Origin of the sequence: Pelagibacterium montanilacus, from assembly GCF_003992665.1 — a bacterium.
Lineage (GTDB): Bacteria > Pseudomonadota > Alphaproteobacteria > Rhizobiales > Devosiaceae > Pelagibacterium > Pelagibacterium montanilacus.
The window spans coordinates 130,010-146,821 of the sequence record NZ_RZMX01000051.1 but is presented as its reverse complement, the minus strand read 5'-3'; the positions used below and the strand labels follow the sequence as shown (position 1 = coordinate 146,821).

General features: G+C 69.2%; 11 protein-coding genes. 3 read left to right on the top strand and 8 right to left on the bottom strand.

All coding sequences use genetic code 11. The features are described 5' to 3' along the window. Positions 1-44: 44 nt before the first annotated feature. The 6 genes from addA to EO136_RS14195 all read right to left on the bottom strand — a co-directional run bounded on the left by addA (position 45) and on the right by EO136_RS14195 (position 10,910). The gene (addA, locus tag EO136_RS14220) at positions 45-3,482 is read right to left on the bottom strand and encodes a double-strand break repair helicase AddA (RefSeq protein WP_164730616.1); all 3,438 of its coding nucleotides are present in this window, start codon (positions 3,480-3,482) and stop codon (positions 45-47) included. Beyond that, positions 3,479-6,559: a double-strand break repair protein AddB gene (gene addB, locus EO136_RS14215; RefSeq protein WP_127145057.1), complete on the bottom strand. Its 3,081-nt coding sequence runs from the start codon at positions 6,557-6,559 to the stop codon at positions 3,479-3,481. The genes addA and addB overlap by 4 nt, the downstream gene beginning before the upstream one ends. Further along, entirely contained in the window at positions 6,556-7,287 is a 732-nt protein-coding gene (locus tag EO136_RS14210) for a nucleotidyltransferase family protein (RefSeq protein WP_164730615.1), read from the bottom strand. The genes addB and EO136_RS14210 overlap by 4 nt, the downstream gene beginning before the upstream one ends. Next, positions 7,284-7,775, bottom strand: coding sequence for a tRNA (adenosine(37)-N6)-threonylcarbamoyltransferase complex ATPase subunit type 1 TsaE (tsaE, locus tag EO136_RS14205; RefSeq protein WP_127145055.1), 492 nt, complete (start codon positions 7,773-7,775; stop codon positions 7,284-7,286). Before tsaE ends, EO136_RS14210 begins: the two co-directional genes overlap by 4 nt. Before the next feature lie 3 nt (positions 7,776-7,778). Next, positions 7,779-10,199 carry a sensor histidine kinase gene (locus tag EO136_RS14200; protein ID WP_164730614.1) on the bottom strand — a complete coding sequence of 807 codons (2,421 nt, stop codon included), beginning with the start codon at positions 10,197-10,199 and terminating at the stop codon, positions 7,779-7,781. A gap of 204 nt (positions 10,200-10,403) precedes the next feature. Beyond that, the gene (locus EO136_RS14195; RefSeq protein ID WP_127145053.1) at positions 10,404-10,910 is read right to left on the bottom strand and encodes a DUF2306 domain-containing protein; all 507 of its coding nucleotides are present in this window, start codon (positions 10,908-10,910) and stop codon (positions 10,404-10,406) included. A 99-nt stretch (positions 10,911-11,009) separates the two neighbouring features. Here EO136_RS14195 and EO136_RS14190 point away from each other — a divergent pair, with 99 nt between their 5' ends. Beyond that, a complete protein-coding gene (locus EO136_RS14190; RefSeq protein WP_127145052.1) occupies positions 11,010-11,804 on the top strand; it encodes a LytTR family DNA-binding domain-containing protein in 795 nt (264 codons plus the stop codon). 42 nt (positions 11,805-11,846) lie between these two features. On the opposite strand, the gene EO136_RS14185 is transcribed toward EO136_RS14190, so the two are convergent. Beyond that, entirely contained in the window at positions 11,847-13,658 is a 1,812-nt protein-coding gene (locus tag EO136_RS14185; protein WP_127145051.1) for an IlvD/Edd family dehydratase, read from the bottom strand. A 277-nt stretch (positions 13,659-13,935) separates the two neighbouring features. On the opposite strand from EO136_RS14185, the gene EO136_RS14180 reads away from it, so the two are divergent. Continuing rightward, positions 13,936-15,093 carry a fumarylacetoacetate hydrolase family protein gene (locus EO136_RS14180; RefSeq protein WP_127145050.1) on the top strand — a complete coding sequence of 386 codons (1,158 nt, stop codon included), beginning with the start codon at positions 13,936-13,938 and terminating at the stop codon, positions 15,091-15,093. Between the two features lie 48 nt (positions 15,094-15,141). Here the strand turns inward: EO136_RS14180 and EO136_RS14175 are convergent, their stop codons facing one another. After that, positions 15,142-15,573, bottom strand: a complete 432-nt coding sequence (locus tag EO136_RS14175; protein ID WP_127145049.1) for an Lrp/AsnC family transcriptional regulator — start codon at positions 15,571-15,573, stop codon at positions 15,142-15,144. A 130-nt stretch (positions 15,574-15,703) separates the two neighbouring features. On the opposite strand from EO136_RS14175, the gene EO136_RS14170 reads away from it, so the two are divergent. Next, the gene (locus tag EO136_RS14170) at positions 15,704-16,807 is read left to right on the top strand and encodes a saccharopine dehydrogenase family protein (RefSeq protein WP_127145048.1); all 1,104 of its coding nucleotides are present in this window, start codon (positions 15,704-15,706) and stop codon (positions 16,805-16,807) included. The last annotated feature ends 5 nt before the right edge of the window (positions 16,808-16,812 follow it).

The window sequence follows — 16,812 nt, the reverse complement described above, 5'->3', positions numbered from 1 at the left end:
CTTTAGCTAGGCAGAGTCGGGACCAAGTTCAAGCCTGCTCCCCCTCACGCCAGCGCGATGTCGGCGGCCAGAGCGGTGAGCTCTCGGGTATCCATTTCGCTCATCGCTCCCGTCGCCGTCCACACGATCGCCACCCGCACTGCCCGATCGGGAAAGAGCCGCTGCGCCGCCTTGAAATAGAGCGCCATCTGCGCGCGGTAGCCCTGCGGCATCGCCTCCTGGGTCGCGGGCGGGACCGCATCGGACTTGAAATCGACCACCAGAACGCCGTGCTGGTCAACGACGATCCTGTCGAAGCGCCCAGATAGCACGATCGCCCGCTCGCCCCTCATGCCCTTGAGCGAAAAGGCCACCTCCGCCCGGCTCGAAGGGCCGAAGACCGGGGCCAGTGACGGCGCCGCGAGCACCGCCAGCGCTTCGCGGGCCAGCGGCGCGGCGAGTTCGGTGTGCTCGGGCAGGAACTGGAGCGCCGCGTCATGGGCCAGCCCCTCGCGCAGCGCCTCGGGGGTCTTGGCCAGATGCTCGAGCAGCGCATGGAGGGCGATCCCGCGCACCCGTGCGGTCTCGGCGTCAACGAGGCTCTCCCCGGCCCGGGCCAGCCCCCCATCGCCGGTGTCCGTGTCATAGCGCGAGGGCGCCAGCAGCTCGGGTGCCGGCGCAATCGCCATGGGGGCGGGCTCGGCATGCGCGTGCTCTACCGGCTCAACGTCCATCGCCGTCCCATCGGCCGCGATCGGGCTATGGGGCAGGGACCCGTGGACCAGCACCGTCTCCTCGCCCCGCGTTTCCGGCCTCGCCGTGGGGGCCAGCGCCGCGCTGATCGCGCTGTGCCAGCTCTTGTCCGCCCCGCGCGTGGTGTGCCCGGCCACGATCAGCAGATCCTCGGCACGGGTCATTCCCACATAAAGGTTGCGCCAGTATTCGGCCTGCTGGCGCTCGGCTTCGCGTTCGCGCAGGGGCGCCGATGCGGTCGAATGCCGGTCCTTGTCTCCCCCGCAATAAAGCATGAACGGCGCCCCCCGCCCGGGCGCCTCGAAAAACACCTGGCGCTTGACCGATGGGGGGACTCCCGCGGCATCGGCGAGGATCACGATGGGCGATTCCAGCCCCTTGGCTCCATGCACGGTCATCACCCGCACCCCGGCCGAGCGCTCGGCCAGGTCGCGCTTGACGGTCACCGACAGGGTGCGCATGCGCGCCACGAACCCGGTCAGCGAGGGCTGGTCGGACGTCTCGTGCGCCAGAGCCAGCTCGAGAAATTCGGCCACGATCTCGTCGACCTCGGCCCCCAGCCGCTGGCGCAGGGCTTTGAGCCCCCCTTGTGCGTAGAGCAAATGGGCAAAGAACCCGTAAGGCCGGTCGATATCCAGCGTCCGGCGCAGCGCGTCCAGCCGTTCATGAGCGCGCCGCGCCGCAGCGCTCTCGGCCTCGGCCAGCGCCGAGAACACCGAGCGCCCGTCGGCCCGCCCGGCAGCCACGGCATACAATTCGTCTTCGGAGAGGTCGAAAAACGGCGAGCGCAGCACCGCGGCGACCATCAGGTCATCGGTGGGGTTGGCCAGCGCATCGGCCAGCCCCAGAAGATCGTCGACAACGATATGGGCGGAAACCGGCAGCTTGTCGGCTCCAGGGCTCGCGATCCCCGCCCGGCGCAGCGCCGCCACGATCTCCACGAACGCCTTGTTGCGCGTCTGGACCAGAATCAGGATGTCTTCGGCCCGAATCGCCCGGCCCCGCCCGGCCAGCGGTGTCCCGCTCTCCAGCCAGCGCGCGATCTGCCCCACGATCTTCCGGGCCAGCCGCCTTGGTGCGCTTTCGAGCGCTTCGGGCGGCAGGACAGGCCAGTCCTCCCCCGGTGCCGGCGCTGCGGGATCCTGCGTGAGCGGCCAGATCTCGACCGCCCCGCCCTCCTCGGTGCGCGCGCTGACATGGGTGATCGGCTCGCCCCCGGCCAGAAGCCCCGCGGCGATGTCGGGGCGGGCGGCCACCGCATCGACCGCACCGAGCAGTCCCCCGAGCGTGCGGAAGCTGGCTTTGAGCGCCCGCTGCTCGAACCGGGCCCCCGCATTGCGCGCCGCCGCGGCGTAGTGGCGGCCCTTGTCGATGAACAATTCGGGCTCCGCGCCCTGGAAGGAATAGATCGACTGCTTGGGGTCGCCCACCGCAAACAGCGTCCGGGGCCGTCGGGCCACCCCGTCCCCGGCATAGAAATCCTCGGCCAGCGTATCGATCACCTGCCACTGGGCGCGGTTGGTGTCCTGGCTTTCATCGACAAGGATGTGGTCGATCCCCGCATCAAGCTTGTAGCGCACCCAGTCGCGCACATCCCGGTTGCCAAAGAGCCCGTTGGTCCGCGCGATCAGGTCGTCGAAATCGAGCAGTGAGCGGGCGCGCTTTGCCGTCTCGAAACGCTGGAGGATCGCCCCCAGCACCACGAGCAGCGCACCGCTGCGCTCGGCGATCCCCGCCGCTTTGAGCCTGTCGACAAGCCCGGCCAGCCGGTCGGCCTCGCGCGCCAGCCGGTCGGCAAGCGCGGGGTCCGCGGCCCCGAACGCCTTTTTGGGGAAGGCCTTGGGCACCTGCCCCTTGTCGGTCAGATAGGCGGCCAGCACCGCGTCGGGATCGGGCGCTTCGGGGTCGATCCGCGCGATCTTGTCCTCGAACCGGGTCTTGTCCGGATCGGGCGGGCAGATCGAAAGGATCGCCGGATAGTCGCTGACCGGCACCAGCATGTCCCCGACGATTCCCGCCCGGATCGTCTCTTCGGTCTCGCCCGCGCCCAGCCCCAGGAACCCCCGCAGGCTCGCCATCGCGCGCCCGGGGTCGGCCAGCGCCGCGTCCAGCGCCCGGCCGCCGGCCAGCCCCTGGGCGATCGCGGTCTCGATCTGGGCGTCCGAGAAATGGGTGAAGAGATAGCTCACCGCCGTGCGCGAGGCCGCATCGCCCCTAAGCCCCTCGGCCAGAACCGTTTCGCGGGCCTCGCGCATCAGCCGCTCGCGCTCGTCCTCCTCGATCACCGAGAAATCGACAGGCACCCCCGCCTCATAGGGAAAGCGCTGCAGCACCGCCTCGCAAAAGGCGTGGATGGTCTGGATCTTGAGCCCGCCGGGCGTCTCCAGCGCATGGGCGAAAAGCGTGCGGGCGCGCACGATGTCCTCGGGCTGCGCGGGCCGGCCCGTCGTTTCCGCAAGGATACTGGCAAGGTCCCCGTCCTCGGCCAGCGCCCAGCGCGCCAGCTCCGCGCCCACCCGCTGGCGCATCTCGGCCGCCGCCGCCTTGGTGTAGGTCAGGCACAGGATCGATTCGGGCCGCACGCCCGAGAGCAGCAGCCGCAGCACCCGCCGCGTCAGAACGAAGGTCTTGCCCGACCCCGCATTGGCCGACACCCACGCCGAATTTTCGGGCGCGCTCACGGCGGCCTGGGTGGCGCGCAGATCGTCGGGCACCTTCACCTCGCGCCTGTCCGTGCGGCCCGCGCTCATGAAGGGTCGTCCTCGGGGTCGGCCACCGCCCATTCGGCGGTGCGTGCAAGATGTTCGTAATCGCCCTTGAAGCGCTGGCCCGGCCGGGGAAAGACCTGCGCGGCCATGGGGTGCTCGTCGCTCAAAAGCAGGGCGGCCGCATGGGCCGAAAAGCGCCGGAAGGTCTCGTCCACAGCCTCGCCCAGCGCCATCCCGTCCGCCGCACGATAGGGGGTGGGGGTGAAAGCCTGCGGCCCGTTTGCGATCTTGACATAGGTGAGCGCGGTGGCCGGCGCCGCCAGCTCCGGCCCGAAGCCGCCCGCCGCCGCCATGCGCGCCTCGAGCGGCATCTGGGGGGCGAAAAACCCCTTCATGTCGCCAGGGGCGGGCAGCCCGCCGGTCTTGAAGTCGATGATCTCGATCGTCCCGCCCGTGAGCGTATCGATCCGGTCGGCTCGCCCCGAAAGCGTGATCTCTCCCGCGCCGAGGGTAAAACTCGCCTCGCCCCTGCGCTCGGCATGGCGGGCCAGCACCGTTTCGGCGCGCCCGTGCTCGAAGGCCAGGAACCCGCGCGCCGCGTGCTCGAAACGGCGCAGCCAGATGTCCCGGCGCTCGGGGATCGCCTCGAGCCCGGCGAATTTCCCGGCGGCGATCTCCATGAGCTCTTGGTGGGCATCGGGCGCCAGCGGATCGCCGCCACCGATGATGAAGTCCCCGAAAATCGCGTGGATGATCGTCCCCCGCTCGGCCGCATCGGGATCGGCCCCCAGCGCCGGGATCGGCGAAAGCCGCAGCACATGCCGGGCATAAAGATCATAGGGTGAGCGCAGCAGCGTTTCCGCCTCGGTCACCGAAAGGCGCCGCGGGCGCATATGGGCCGGCGGCCTTGGCGCGGGGCGCGTGGCTGGTCTGGTCGGCCCATCGGCAGCGTCGAGCCCTGCCGCCGCCTCCACCCAGCGCCGCCCCCGCGCGCGCATCGGCGCGGTGACCTCGGACCCCAGAAACGCTTCCAGCCTCTGGAGCAGGCGGGAGGGCACGGCAGGCCCGGTTCCGGCCCGCTCGGCATAGGACAGGATCACCTCGCCCTGTCCCGCCGCCATTAGAAAGTCGTGCGCGGCCAGACCGTGCTGGCGCTCGGGCGGCTCGAGCCCTGCGGCCATGCGCATGCCCCGGCTCAGCCAGGGCCCGGGGTCCGCGGCCTCGGGCCAGGCGCCCTCGACGAGCCCGGCAAGGATCGTGAGATCCGCAGAAATCAGCCGCGCTTCGAGCCGGCCATAGATCGCCGCCCGGGCGCCACTGGGCCGGCGCGGACGCACGCTTTCATTGGCCAGAAGCCCTTCGAGCGCCTGGGGCAGGGTGAACGCGTCGAGAAGCGGCCCCCGGGCGCCCAGCCCGGTGCAGGTTTCGAACCAGCGGGACATCTCGGCCTGCCCCTCCATGGTCCCCACCCGCTCCGTGCCCGGCGCCGCCCGCACCGCCCCCAGCGTTGCTCCCAGCGCCTCGGCCAGCGCGGAAACGGTGAACCGCCCGCCTTCGAGAAGACGCGAGAGCGGCGCCAGCGCGTCCTCAAGCCGCGCGAGCAGCACGCTCACAACCTCGGCTTCGCCCGCGTCCAGCCGTCTGGCCGGACGCGACGTGGTGCGATCGAGATTGGCCTTGAGCCCGCCCCTCAGCCCCTCGAGCCCGGGCGCGGGCCGTTGGCCGCGCAACACGCCCAGATCCAGCGCCAGCGTGGCGCTGGCCACCGCGCTTCGGCCCAGCCCCAGCCGCACATGGCGGTTGCGCAACAGCGCCACGAGGTCCACCGCGCCATATCCGCCCGTGACCAGCGTCACGATCTGGCGCACCAGCCGTCCCGCTTCGGACCGCGCCAGCGGCGTGCCCGCAGCGTCGTCGGTCTCGATCCCGAAGCGGTCGAGTTCTGCGGCGATGCGCCGGGCCAGCGTCTGGTCGGGGGCGATTACCGCGGCGTCTCCGCCTGCGGCCAGCCGGGCCCGCACCGCCAAGGCGATCGCCCGGGCTTCGAGGTCGGGCGTGCGCGCGCCTAAAATGCTCATCTGCGCCACCGCCGCGCCCATGGCCTCGGGCCCGATCTCCGCCCGCACCGCGCGCCAGCGCGCCGTATCCTCGGCCAGCGCCAGCGCCCCGTTCAGCACCCGCGTGCGCGTGTCCTCGCCCCTGGCGAGCTCGATGACCGTGGCGGGGGGCGTGCCCAGCCGCCGCATCAGGCGCGCAAGGCCGTATTGCGGATGGCCATGGGGCGCGTTGCGCTCCTCGAGCAGCGCCTGGTGGGCCTGCCCGTCAAGCTGCGTATCGAGCCCGGGCACCACGATCGCCCCGCGCGCCAGCCGCGCCACCGCCGCCATCAGCCCGGCGGTGGCCGGCATCGAACCGGTCGAGCCGGCCACGATCACGGGCTTGTCGCCGTGAATCGCCGCCAGCGCCTCGGCCTGCCGGTCCAGCATCAGATTGGTGCGCTCGGCCGCCTCGATCGCCCCCTCGGCCTCGAGCACGGCAGGCCAGTTCTCGAGAACGAAGGTCACAAAGCTCAGGCTTTCCTGCTGCTGGGCGGCGAGCTGGGCGTCCTCGATCGCAGCCAGGGTAAACCCGTCCCGCCGCGCCACGAGAAAATCGTCGATCAGCGTGCCCAGCGAGCGCGCCAGCGCCAGCACTTCCCCCGCATGGGGCGCCCCGGTGTGTCCCCCGGCCCCCGGCGCGGAAAACGGCGTGCCCTGCTGGGCGGCCAGCCAGCGTTCGGTGAGCTGGGCAAGCAGCATCAGCCGGCGCATCCGTCCCAGCGGCGGGGGCAGGGCCACCGCGTCATAGGGGGGCACGAAGGGCTCGGCGAGAGGATCCTCGCCCCCCAGCGCCCGCAGGTCCGGCAAAAGCAGCGGGTCGGCGCCCATCGCCCCGATCAGCGCCTGGGCCACCGCTTCGCGGGAGCGCTGGGTGGGCAGGTAAAGGGTCACGTCCGCCAGCCAGAACGGCCCCTCGCGCGGCCAGTCCGGCAATAGCCGTCCGTCCAGAAGCGCGGTGGCCAGCGTCCGGGCAAACCGTGCATGGGGCGCGATGGTGTAGATCCGCTTCGGCCCGCTCATCGGTCATCCCCCAATGCGGTCTCGGCCTGCGCCAGCCCTCCCGCGTCGCCCACATGGTACCAGGGCGCCTCGATCAGCACGCCCTTGAGCCGGCCCGCCTCCCGCGCGGCAACAAAGTGCCGATAGAGCGAGAACGGCCCCTCCGGTCCGCTGGCCGCGAGGGCCCGGTCGACAAGTGCAACCCCTGCGTAATGGACCGGCTGCCCGGCTCCCGTGTCCACCAGCCCGCCATCGGGCAAAAGGTGAAAGTCCGGGTCCCCGGACAGCCCGCGTGCGCGCCTCGGGGCCGTGCACAACAGCACGATGTCCGCATCGCCTTGCCCGTAGCGCGCGGCCATCCGCGCCAGCGGGGTGTCGCTGCCGGCCAGCCAGAAGCTGTCGGTGTTGGCCACCAGCACCGGATCGCCGGGCACCAGCGCCAGTGCGTTGCGCAGCCCGCCCCCGGTCTCGAGCCGCTCGGCCTCCGGGCTCAGCGCAAAGGACAGATCGCCCTGGGCGCCCGCCAGGCCGGAAACATGGGCGGCCATCTGGTCTGCGTGGTGGTGGGCATTGACCACGAACCGCGTGCATCCCTCTCCGGCCAGCGCCGCGACCACCCGGTCGATCAGCGCGATGCCCGCGATTTCGATCAGCGGCTTGGGCCGCCCGGCGGTCAGCGCCCCCATCCGCGTGCCCAATCCCGCCGCCAGCAGCATCGCCCCTGCGGGTAGGCAATCGGGCCCGCTCATCGTGCCGCCGGGGCGCAGAACGGCGCCAGGGCCTCGGCGATGGCGCCCATCTCGCGCGCCCCGCGCGCCCGGATCGAAATCTGGCGCGCCTCGCCGGGTGAGAGGATCGCGATCGAAATGGTCAGCCCCTCGCGGGTCAGAACCTCCGGCGCGCGTTCGGGCCATTCCACGATCACGATCGCCTCCTCGTCCTCGAACAGTCCCAGCTCCCCGATCTCGTCGGGGTCCGCGAGCCTGTAGAGATCGGCATGGACGATCGCCCCGTGGGGCTGGACCAGCGAAAAGGTGGGGGAGGGCACTTCATGGTCGGGATCGCCCAGCCGCGCCCGGATCAGCGCGCGGGCCAGGGCCGATTTGCCGGCCCCCAGCCCGCCCACCAGCGCGATGGTCTCGCCGGCGGTGAGCAGCGGCGCCAGCGCCAGCGCGATCGCCCCGGTGTCCGCCTCGCGCGCAGCGATCACAACGAGGTCCGGTTCGCCGGTCCCCATGGCCTACTCGCCGGCGTTGTAGGCCGCCCGAGAATCGGCGGGCAGGATCACGGTCACGCGGGTGCCGCGCGGCTCCCGGCTCTCGATCCGCACGGTGCCCCCGTGCAGGTTGACGAAGGTCTTGACGATGGCCAGCCCGAGCCCGGCCCCACGCTGCCGGCCTTCCACCGTCTGGCCTTCGAAGCGCTGGAACACGGCTCCGCGCATGTCCTCGGGAATGCCCGCGCCCTCGTCCTCGACGGTGAAGACGACCCGCTCCCCGCGCGCCGAGACCGTAAGGCGCACCTTGGACCCCGGGTCCGAATAGCGCGCCGCGTTCGAGAGCAGATTGTAGAGCACCTGGACGATCCGCGTGCCGTCAGCCACGAAAACCGGCAGGTCGTCCTCGATCTCGACCACCACGTCGACCGCGTCCTCTGGCCCCGAAAGCGTCGCGGCGACCCCTGCGCGGGCCTTCTCGATCAGGGCAGGAATGTCGAGCTCGGCGGTGTTGAGCTGGGCGATGCCCGCATCCACGGTGGCCAGATCGAGAATGTTATCGATCAGCAGCCCCAGATTGGCGCTCGATGCGCGGATGTAGTCGGTATAGGCGCGCTGGCGCTCGTTGAGCGGGCCCACTTCCTCGGAAGACAGCAGGTCGGCGAACCCGATGATGTTGGTCAGGGGCGAACGCAGTTCGTAGGACACGTTCTGGACGAAGGTGTCCTTGAGCTTGTCGGCCGCGATCAGCGCCTCGTTGCGCTCCTTGAGCACGCGCTCATAGCTGGCGCTTTCGGTGATGTCGACGAACGTCATCATGGTCTGCCCGTCGGGCAGGCGCACGATCGCGTAGTCCAGAAGTCGCCCGTCCGCGCGCGAGATCCGTCCCGTGGTGTCGCCCCGGTTGGGGTTGAGATCGACGATCCGCTGCTTGAGCTCGCTCCAGATCCGCTGCCCGTCCTCGGGGAATTCCTTGCCGCAGGCCCGGGCGATGTCGTCGATATGGGGGGTGCTGCCCAGCTGGTTCATGGGCAGCTTCCAGAGCATGGTCAGCCGGGGATTGTGCAGCTTGAGCCGGCCATTGGTGCCGAACACCGCGACGCCTTCCGAAAGCGCATTGAGCGTTTCGCGCTGCACGTGAATGAGCGCGTTGTGCCGGGTTTCGAGCGCCAGGCGCTCGGTCATGTCCTCAAAGACGTAGATCACCCCGCCCGTTCCGGTCGCAGGCGCCGCGATCACATTGGCGCAGCGCCCGTCGGGCAGGTACCAGGCCGTCTCGCGCGGGCTGGTGAGCGCATAGCTCAACAGGTGCTTGGCACGCCAGTCGCGATAATCGGCTTCGCTCGGGAGCTGGCCCTGGGTGCGCAGGCGATCAAGGATCGAGCGCTCGTCCGGGCCGGTCTCGAGCCACGCGCCGTCCAGCCCCCAGAAATCGGCATAGGCGCGGTTGTAATGGGTCAGTCGCCGTCCTTTGTCGAACACCGCGATCGGGGTGGCCAGCGCGTCGATCACCGTGGTCAGATGCCCCAGATCGGGCTCGGTGGGCTCGGGCCGTTCGGCGGCGGGGCGCACGAGCGGCGGGTAGCAGTAGCCCGCGCTGCCGCCCGAAAGCGGGAACAGCACGATATCGAGCGTGCCCGCCTGGGGGTGGGTTTCGGTGAGCGCTATGGTGTCCCCGGCATCTTCGAGCGCCTTGGCCTGAGCCTCGCGCCGCGAGAGCGCGAAGATGTCGGGGGCCACCCCGCGCTCGCCCTGGAGCCCCAGGGTGCGGGTGAAGTGCAGATAGGCCGCGTTGGCGTAGACCAGCACCCCCTCGGCGTCGCGCAGCCATGCCGGGATGGTCAGGCTCGAGAGCACCGCCTGGGCTTCGGCCAGCGCCGGGATGCGCTTGAGCTGGTCGCCCGAAAGCGGCGGCACGACGGTTCCGGCAACGCTCAGGCGCAGAACGGCGGCACCTCCCACGAGGCGCCCCGCCGCGCGCACCACGCGTCCGTCGCGGGTGGGCAGCGAAATCTCGAACACCCGCCCCTCGATCCGCAGGTCGGTCAGCCGCTCGGCGAGGTCCCGCGCCGGGCCCTCCTCGAGCCAGCTCCTGAAATCGAGCACCGATTCAGGGCGCGAATGGCCGGGCAACAGCGAGGTGATGGGCCCGAGAACAGAGGGCTCGATCCCGGCATCCTTCCAGACCACCGTCACCTCTGGCATGCCCGACAACAGGGTCTCGAAATCGTCGAGCGCCGCGCGCATGGCGCCGAGCCGGCCTGCCGAACGCTGTTCGGCCAACTCCGCGCGGCGGCGCCATCTGAAGGCGAGCAGCGTCGCGGCCACGCCAAAGCCCCCCGCGCCCAACGCGACCGCGTAGGGAGCAAGGCTGGTCATGGCGGCACTCGTGATGGGGGCGGCAAGTGCGGGTGTGGCCACTGCGACCGGAGCGGTCGCGAGCATCAGCAATCCCGTCAGTTTCCGGACTGAAGCCGGCCGCATACCCCAAGCCCTTTTTTGAAACGCGATCAAGAAAATCTGCCCGTAACGGCCCTCCCGGAGGGAGATGGCCGAATCAGTTAACCATACCCGGCAGCGGAATCGCCTCCAAGTAAGAAAACCCGCTCTGGGGAGAAATCATGGCCCGCGCGAGAGCTCCGGCGCCGCTTACCCCCTGCGCCTGCGGGCAAGGCTCTGTGCTCTCGCGCCGCGCATGGCGAGGAGAACGCCGATGAAGGCAAGGGCGATGGCTCCGGCGATCCCGGCACTGGTCCCGCCATCGGCAAACAGCACCGCGTGCATGCGCCGGCCCGGCAAAAGCGTGAACCCGCCGGTCAGCAACAGCGCAAAGACGTAAAGCGAGATCATGGTCGAGCGGTGCTCGGCCACCCGCCCGCGCCGGATCGCCCTCACCCCGCGCGCGATAAAGACCAGCGTCAGGAGCGAAAGCCCGTGGATCCAGCTATAGGGCCCGAACATCCTGACCTCGGTGATCGCAAAGGACGACAGCGCGGTCACCGCCATCAGCCCCACCCAGAACCGGCCCAGTGCCCTGTGGGAGCCGGTGCCCTTTTCCATCACCATCAGGACGGTGCCCAAAACGATGGCCAGCACCGCGGCGGTAGCATGAATCTGGATGGCAAGGCTTGAATGGGTGAGCGGGGCGATGTCCATGGCGGTGCGGTCTGTCCTCGATCCGGGGATGCGCACCGAGGCTGGACGCGGCGAGCGACTGACGGCAAGCTGACTTGCGTCAATTGAGGGGACCATTTCGTGAGCGGTACGCCATTGCAACTGGCGCTTCGTGAAGTGCACGCGGTCTTTGTCAGCCCGCCGATCCTAGCGGCCATGGCGCTGGTGGGGATCGCCCTGGGGCTGGTCGGCCCGTTCGGCACCTATGACCAGCTCGCTCTGGTGCCGCGCCTCGCCTATTGGCTGGTCATCGCCTTTGCGAGCTACGGCGCGGGGACCTTCGGCGCCGCGCTGGTCGAGGCGCTGCTGGAGGGGCGGGATCTGCAGCGCTGGGTGCGGGTCGGGCTCAAGGCGCTCGGCGCTGCCCTGCCCGTTACCCTCGCCGTCCTGGCAGCCAGCGCGTCCTTTTTCCCCGATCACCGGTTCCTGGGCCCCGATGCCTGGATCCTGTTCGTCTATTGTTACGCCATTTCACTGCTGCTGATCACGCTGGTCGAGACGATCATCGTTCCAAGGCTGGGCGGCGGCGCTCCCGCCGCGACGCCCGCGCCAGAGGCCGCGCCTATCCTCGAGCGCCTGCCGCCCGATATCCGCGGACCGCTGACGCACATGTCGATGGCCGACCATTATGTGGACATCCATACCCGCCGGGGCAGGGCGATGGTCCTGATGCGCCTTGCCGACGCCATCGCCGAAACAAGAGGCGTCGAAGGCTATCAGATCCACCGCAGCCATTGGGTGGCCGCAGCCGCGGTCCGGGGAATCGAAAAGGAAAACGGGCGTCCCGTGCTGGTGCTGGACACCGGGGTGCGCCTGCCGGTCTCACGCAGCCATCTGGCGCGGCTGCGCGAACGTTTCGGTCCGGCAAGGCGATGAGCCGGGGCGCGGTGGGCGCGCCCCGGACGAGGGCATTAAACCTCAGTGGTTGTCGCGCGGCAGCCCGCGGGTCTGGGCGATCCGCTGATAGGCGACCGCCGGGCGCAGCACCGCGCCGTCCCCGAGCTGGTCGACATTGGCCCGCTGGATTTCCTGCCAGGGGGTCTGGTGCGCGGGGAAGGGGTAGCCGCCCGCCTCGGCGAGCGCCGCATGGCGCCGGGCGAGCTCGTCCGCATCGATCAGGATATCGGCCTCGCCTTTTCTCAAATCGATCCGCACCCGGTCCCCGGTCTGGAGAATGGCCAGCCCGCCGCCGGCCGCCGCTTCGGGCGAGGCGTTGAGGATCGAGGGCGAGCCCGAGGTCCCCGACTGCCGACCGTCCCCGATGCAGGCGAGCGAATGGATGCCCTTCTTGATCAGGTAGGCGGGCGGGCGCATGTTGACCACTTCGGCCGCGCCCGGATAGCCGATGGGGCCGGCCCCGCGCATGAACAAAAGGCAGTGCTCGTCGATCTCCAGCGCGGGATCGTCGATCCGATCGTGATAGTCCTCGGGCCCGTCGAAAACGATGGCCCGGCCCTCGAAGGCTTCCGGATCGTTCGGGTTCGACAGATAGCGCTTGCGGAATTCTTCGGAAATCACCGAGGTCTTCATGATCGCGCTGTCAAACAGATTGCCCTTGAGCACGAGGAACCCGGCCCGGGTGCGCAGCGGGGTATCGAACGGGCGGATCACGTCGGTATTGGCGATTTTGACGTCGCGGCAATTGTCCCCGATCGTCTTGCCGTTGACCGTCATGGCGGTCTCGCGGATCAGCCCCTGGCCGATCAATTCGCTTACCACCGCCGGCACGCCGCCGGCCCGGTAGTAATCTTCGCCCAGATATTCGCCCGCCGGCTGGAGATTGACCAGAAGCGGCACGTCATGGCCCACGCTCTGCCAGTCGGTCAGCGGCAGCTCCACGCCCATGTGCCGGGCAATCGCCCCGATATGGATCGGCGCGTTGGTCGAGCCCCCGATCGCGGAATTGACCACGATGGCGTTGTGGAACGCGTCCCGCGTCATGACGTCTGAGGGCTTGAGGTCCTCTTCCACCATGGCGACGATGCGCTTGCCGGTCCGCCAGGCCATTTCCGAGCGGTCGCGATAGGGCGCGGGTATCGCCGCCGATCCGGGAAGCTGCATGCCCAGCGCTTCGGCCAGCGAGTTCATGGTCGTGGCGGTGCCCATGGTGTTGCAATAGCCGGGCGAGGGTGCCGAGGAGGCCACCAGTTCGATGAATTCCTCATAGCCGATCTCGCCGGCCGCCATCATCTCGCGGGCTTTCCAGACAATCGTGCCCGACCCGGTGCGCTCGCCCCGGTGCCAGCCATTGAGCATGGGGCCCACCGACAGCGCGATCGCGGGGATGTTGACGGTTGCCGCGCCCATCAGCATGGCGGGGGTTGTCTTGTCGCAGCCGATGGTCAGCACCACCCCGTCGAGCGGGTAGCCGTAGAGCACTTCCACAAGGCCCAGATAGGCAAGGTTGCGGTCGAGCCCCGCAGTGGGCCGCTTGCCGGTCTCCTGGATCGGGTGGACGGGAAATTCCAGCGGAATGCCCCCCGATTCCCGGATCCCGTCGCGCAGGCGCGATGCGAGCACCTGGTGGTGCCGGTTGCACGGGGAAAGGTCCGACCCCGTCTGGGCGATCCCGATGATGGGCTTGCCAGATTGCAGTTCTTCGCGCGAGAGCCCGTAATTCATGTAGCGCTCGAGATAGAGTGCGGTCATGTCGGGATTTTCGGGCGTGTCGAACCATGCGCGCGAGCGCAGCCGGCGGGCGGGGGTCTTGGGGGTGTCGGAGGTGCTCACTGTGCTCCTGGCGCTTTGCTGGTAGGTTGGCGTGTGTATGCGACTGATCTTGCCGCCTTCCCGCTTGTACCGTTTCTGGCCGCACCGGGAAAGGCGGCACGCTCGAGCATCGGACCCGGGCCCGGCCAGGCACAAAAATCTGGCCGACCCGCTCGCGAATGACTTTCATCGCGCGCGCGGTGACGTTAGGGTCCGCTCGCTTCCAAGCTCGGTAAAATGTTAGCGCGCCGCTCCCCCCGGGAAAAGGCACAAACCCGCAAAAAGGACTCCCACGGTCATGACAGCCCCGCTTTCCCCACAAGAATCCGCTTCCGGACTTTTCGTCGGTCGGGTCTGGAACCCGGACGCACAGGGCCCCAGCCTCGTCGTTCTGCGTGACGGCGCGCTCCACGACATCACCAGCGCCCAGGCCCCGACCCTGAGCGCGCTTTTTGAGCTCGAAGACCCGGCAGCCCATGTGCGCGCCGCCCAGGGCCCGGTTCTCGCCCGGCTCGAGGAAATAGAAGGCGGCGATGGCGATCTTTCGCGCGTGCACCTTCTGGCCCCTTGCGATCTTCAGGCGGTCAAGGCCTGCGGGGTGACCTTCGCCCAGTCCATGCTCGAGCGCGTCATCGAGGAAAAGGCCGCGGGCGATCCCACCAAGGCCGAAGCCATCCGCGCCCGGGTCACCAGCGTGATCGGGGACAATCTGGCCGACATCCGCGCCGGGTCCGAGGATGCCGCCAGGGTCAAGCAGACGCTGATCGAGGAGGGCATGTGGAGCCAGTATCTCGAGGTCGGGATCGGCCCCGATGCCGAGGTCTTCACCAAATCCCCTGTGCTCTCGTCGGTCGGCTGGGGCGCCCGGATCGGGCTGCACCCGATTTCCAAATGGAACAACCCCGAGCCCGAGATCGTGCTCGCGGTCACCTCCACGGGCCGCATCGTGGGCGCCACGCTCGGCAATGACGTCAATCTGCGCGACATAGAGGGCCGTTCGGCCCTGCTTTTGGGCAAGGCCAAGGACAACAACGCCTCGTGCTCCATCGGCCCCTTCGTGCGCCTGTTCGACCAGGGCTACGGCCTGGACGATGTCCGGCGCGCCGAGTTGCACCTCTCGGTCAAGGGCCCCGAGGGCTACACCATGGAAGGGTACTCGGCCATGAGCAAGATCAGCCGCGACCCCGAGGACCTCGTGGCTCAGACCGTGGGTGCCCACCACCAGTATCCCGACGGCTTCATGCTGTTTTTGGGCACTCTGTTTGCCCCGACCGACGACCGGGACGCGCCGGGCCAGGGCTTCACCCACAAGGTGGGCGACGTGGTCGAGATCGCCAGCGAAGGGCTGGGCACGCTCACCAACACGGTGGATCTGTCGACCAACTGCCCGCCCTGGACCCACGGCATCGGCTGGCTGATGACCAACCTCGCCGGCCGCGGCCTGCTCGGCCGCTGACAAATCAAAGTCTTGGAGCTCCGGTGAGGCGCCGCCCGCGCGGGCGCCTTATCGGTCGATCCGGGTCGAGAGAATGATCGAGCTCATGGTGCGCTCGACCCCCTCGAGCGCACCGATCGTATCGATCACGGTGTCGAGTTCGGCCACCGACGGGGCCTCGACCACCACGATCATGTCGAAACTCCCGCTCACCGAATGCAGGGTGCGTACCTCGAGGAGCTTTTCCAGCGCCTTGACCACCGCGCCGGAATGCTTCGGGGACACGGTCACCATCAGGTGCGCGCGCAGCTGCGCCGAGAGATAGTCGCCTGAAAGCTTGACCGCATAGCCCGTGATCGTGCCGTTGCGCTCGAGCTTCTCGAGCCGGCTCTGGGCGGTGGACCGGGACACCCCCATGCGCCGCGCCAGATCGGTCACGGGCATCCGCGCGTTTTCGCGCAACAGCGCCAGAAGTGTTCGGTCCGCGTTAATTTTCGTCATTGTGAGGTTAATTATCGTTTATCTGCATGAAAGACCCCGCGTTACCGATTGAATCACGACTGCAATCCGCCTTGGTATCCTGTCATCCTACGCCACTGGTTCGAAAACCGCCATCGGCAAGGAGCGACGCATGAAGAAGGTGACCATCATCGGCGCAGGCCGCATCGGGGCGACCATCGCCGACATGCTGACCCTGAGCTCGGACTACGCCGTCACCGTGCTCGATCGCGACGCGGGCCAGCTCGCCGCCCTTGATGTCGAACCCCATGTGGCCCGGCGCCAGGTCGATGCCGGGGACACCCAGGCTCTCGCCGACGCTCTTGCAGGCCAGTTCGCGGTCATCTCGGCTGCGCCCTATTCTCTGACCCAGGCCATCGCCCGGGCCGCGCGCGAGGCCGGGGTGCACTATCTCGATCTCACCGAGGACGTGCGCAGCACCCGCGCGGTCAAGGAGATCGCTCAGGGCGCCTCGACGGCCTTTGTCCCCCAATGCGGGCTGGCGCCCGGCTTTGTCTCGATCGCCGCGCTGTCTCTGGCGCGCGGGTTCGACACGCTCGAGGACGTGCGCATGCATGTCGGCGCCCTGCCGGTCGCGCCGGACAACGCGCTCAACTACGCGCTCAACTGGTCGCCCGAAGGGGTCATCAACGAATATTGCGAGCCCTGCGAAGCCATCGTCGAGGGCCGGCACCGGGACGATGTCGCCCCGCTCGAAGGGCTCGATGAGATGGAAATCGACGGGGTGCGCTACGAGGCGTTCAACACCTCGGGCGGGCTGGGGTCCACCTGCCAGGCCCTGGCTGGGCGGGTGCGCAATCTCTCGTACCGCACCCTGCGCTATCCCGGCCATGCCGCGGTCATGAAACTCCTGCTCAACGATCTCGGGCTCGCCACCCGCCGCGATCTGGCGCTCGAAATCCTGCGTCACGCCGTGCCCTCGGGCACGCTGGACAAGGTCGTCATCCATGTGGAGGTGACCGGCCACAAGAACGGGCGCGCTGCCAGCGAGGCGTTCACCCGCATCGTCCATGGCGCCCGGCTGGGCAGCCGGGCGCGCAGCGCCATCCAGCTCACCACCGCCTCGGGCGTCTGCACGGTCCTCGATACGCTGGCCTCGGGCGGGCTTGCGGGCAGGGGCTTTCTCGCCCAGGACGACATCGCGCTCCAGACCCTGCTCGCCAACCGCTTCGGCTGGCCCTACGCGGTCACCGATTCGGTCGCCCAGGTCGCTTGACCGGC

What these genes read in the sequence shown, in the direction of transcription:
- addB (WP_127145057.1), bottom strand. Translation starts at nt 6,559, where the DNA reads ATGAGCGGGCCGAAGCGGATCTACACCATCGCGCCCCATGCACGGTTT.
- EO136_RS14180 (WP_127145050.1), top strand. Translation starts at nt 13,936, where the DNA reads ATGACAGCCCCGCTTTCCCCACAAGAATCCGCTTCCGGACTTTTCGTC.
- EO136_RS14195 (WP_127145053.1), bottom strand. Translation starts at nt 10,910, where the DNA reads ATGGACATCGCCCCGCTCACCCATTCAAGCCTTGCCATCCAGATTCAT.
- EO136_RS14210 (WP_164730615.1), bottom strand. Translation starts at nt 7,287, where the DNA reads ATGAGCGGGCCCGATTGCCTACCCGCAGGGGCGATGCTGCTGGCGGCG.
- addA (WP_164730616.1), bottom strand. Translation starts at nt 3,482, where the DNA reads ATGAGCGCGGGCCGCACGGACAGGCGCGAGGTGAAGGTGCCCGACGAT.
- tsaE (WP_127145055.1), bottom strand. Translation starts at nt 7,775, where the DNA reads ATGGGGACCGGCGAACCGGACCTCGTTGTGATCGCTGCGCGCGAGGCG.
- EO136_RS14170 (WP_127145048.1), top strand. Translation starts at nt 15,704, where the DNA reads ATGAAGAAGGTGACCATCATCGGCGCAGGCCGCATCGGGGCGACCATC.
- EO136_RS14200 (WP_164730614.1), bottom strand. Translation starts at nt 10,199, where the DNA reads ATGCTCGCGACCGCTCCGGTCGCAGTGGCCACACCCGCACTTGCCGCC.
- EO136_RS14175 (WP_127145049.1), bottom strand. Translation starts at nt 15,573, where the DNA reads ATGACGAAAATTAACGCGGACCGAACACTTCTGGCGCTGTTGCGCGAA.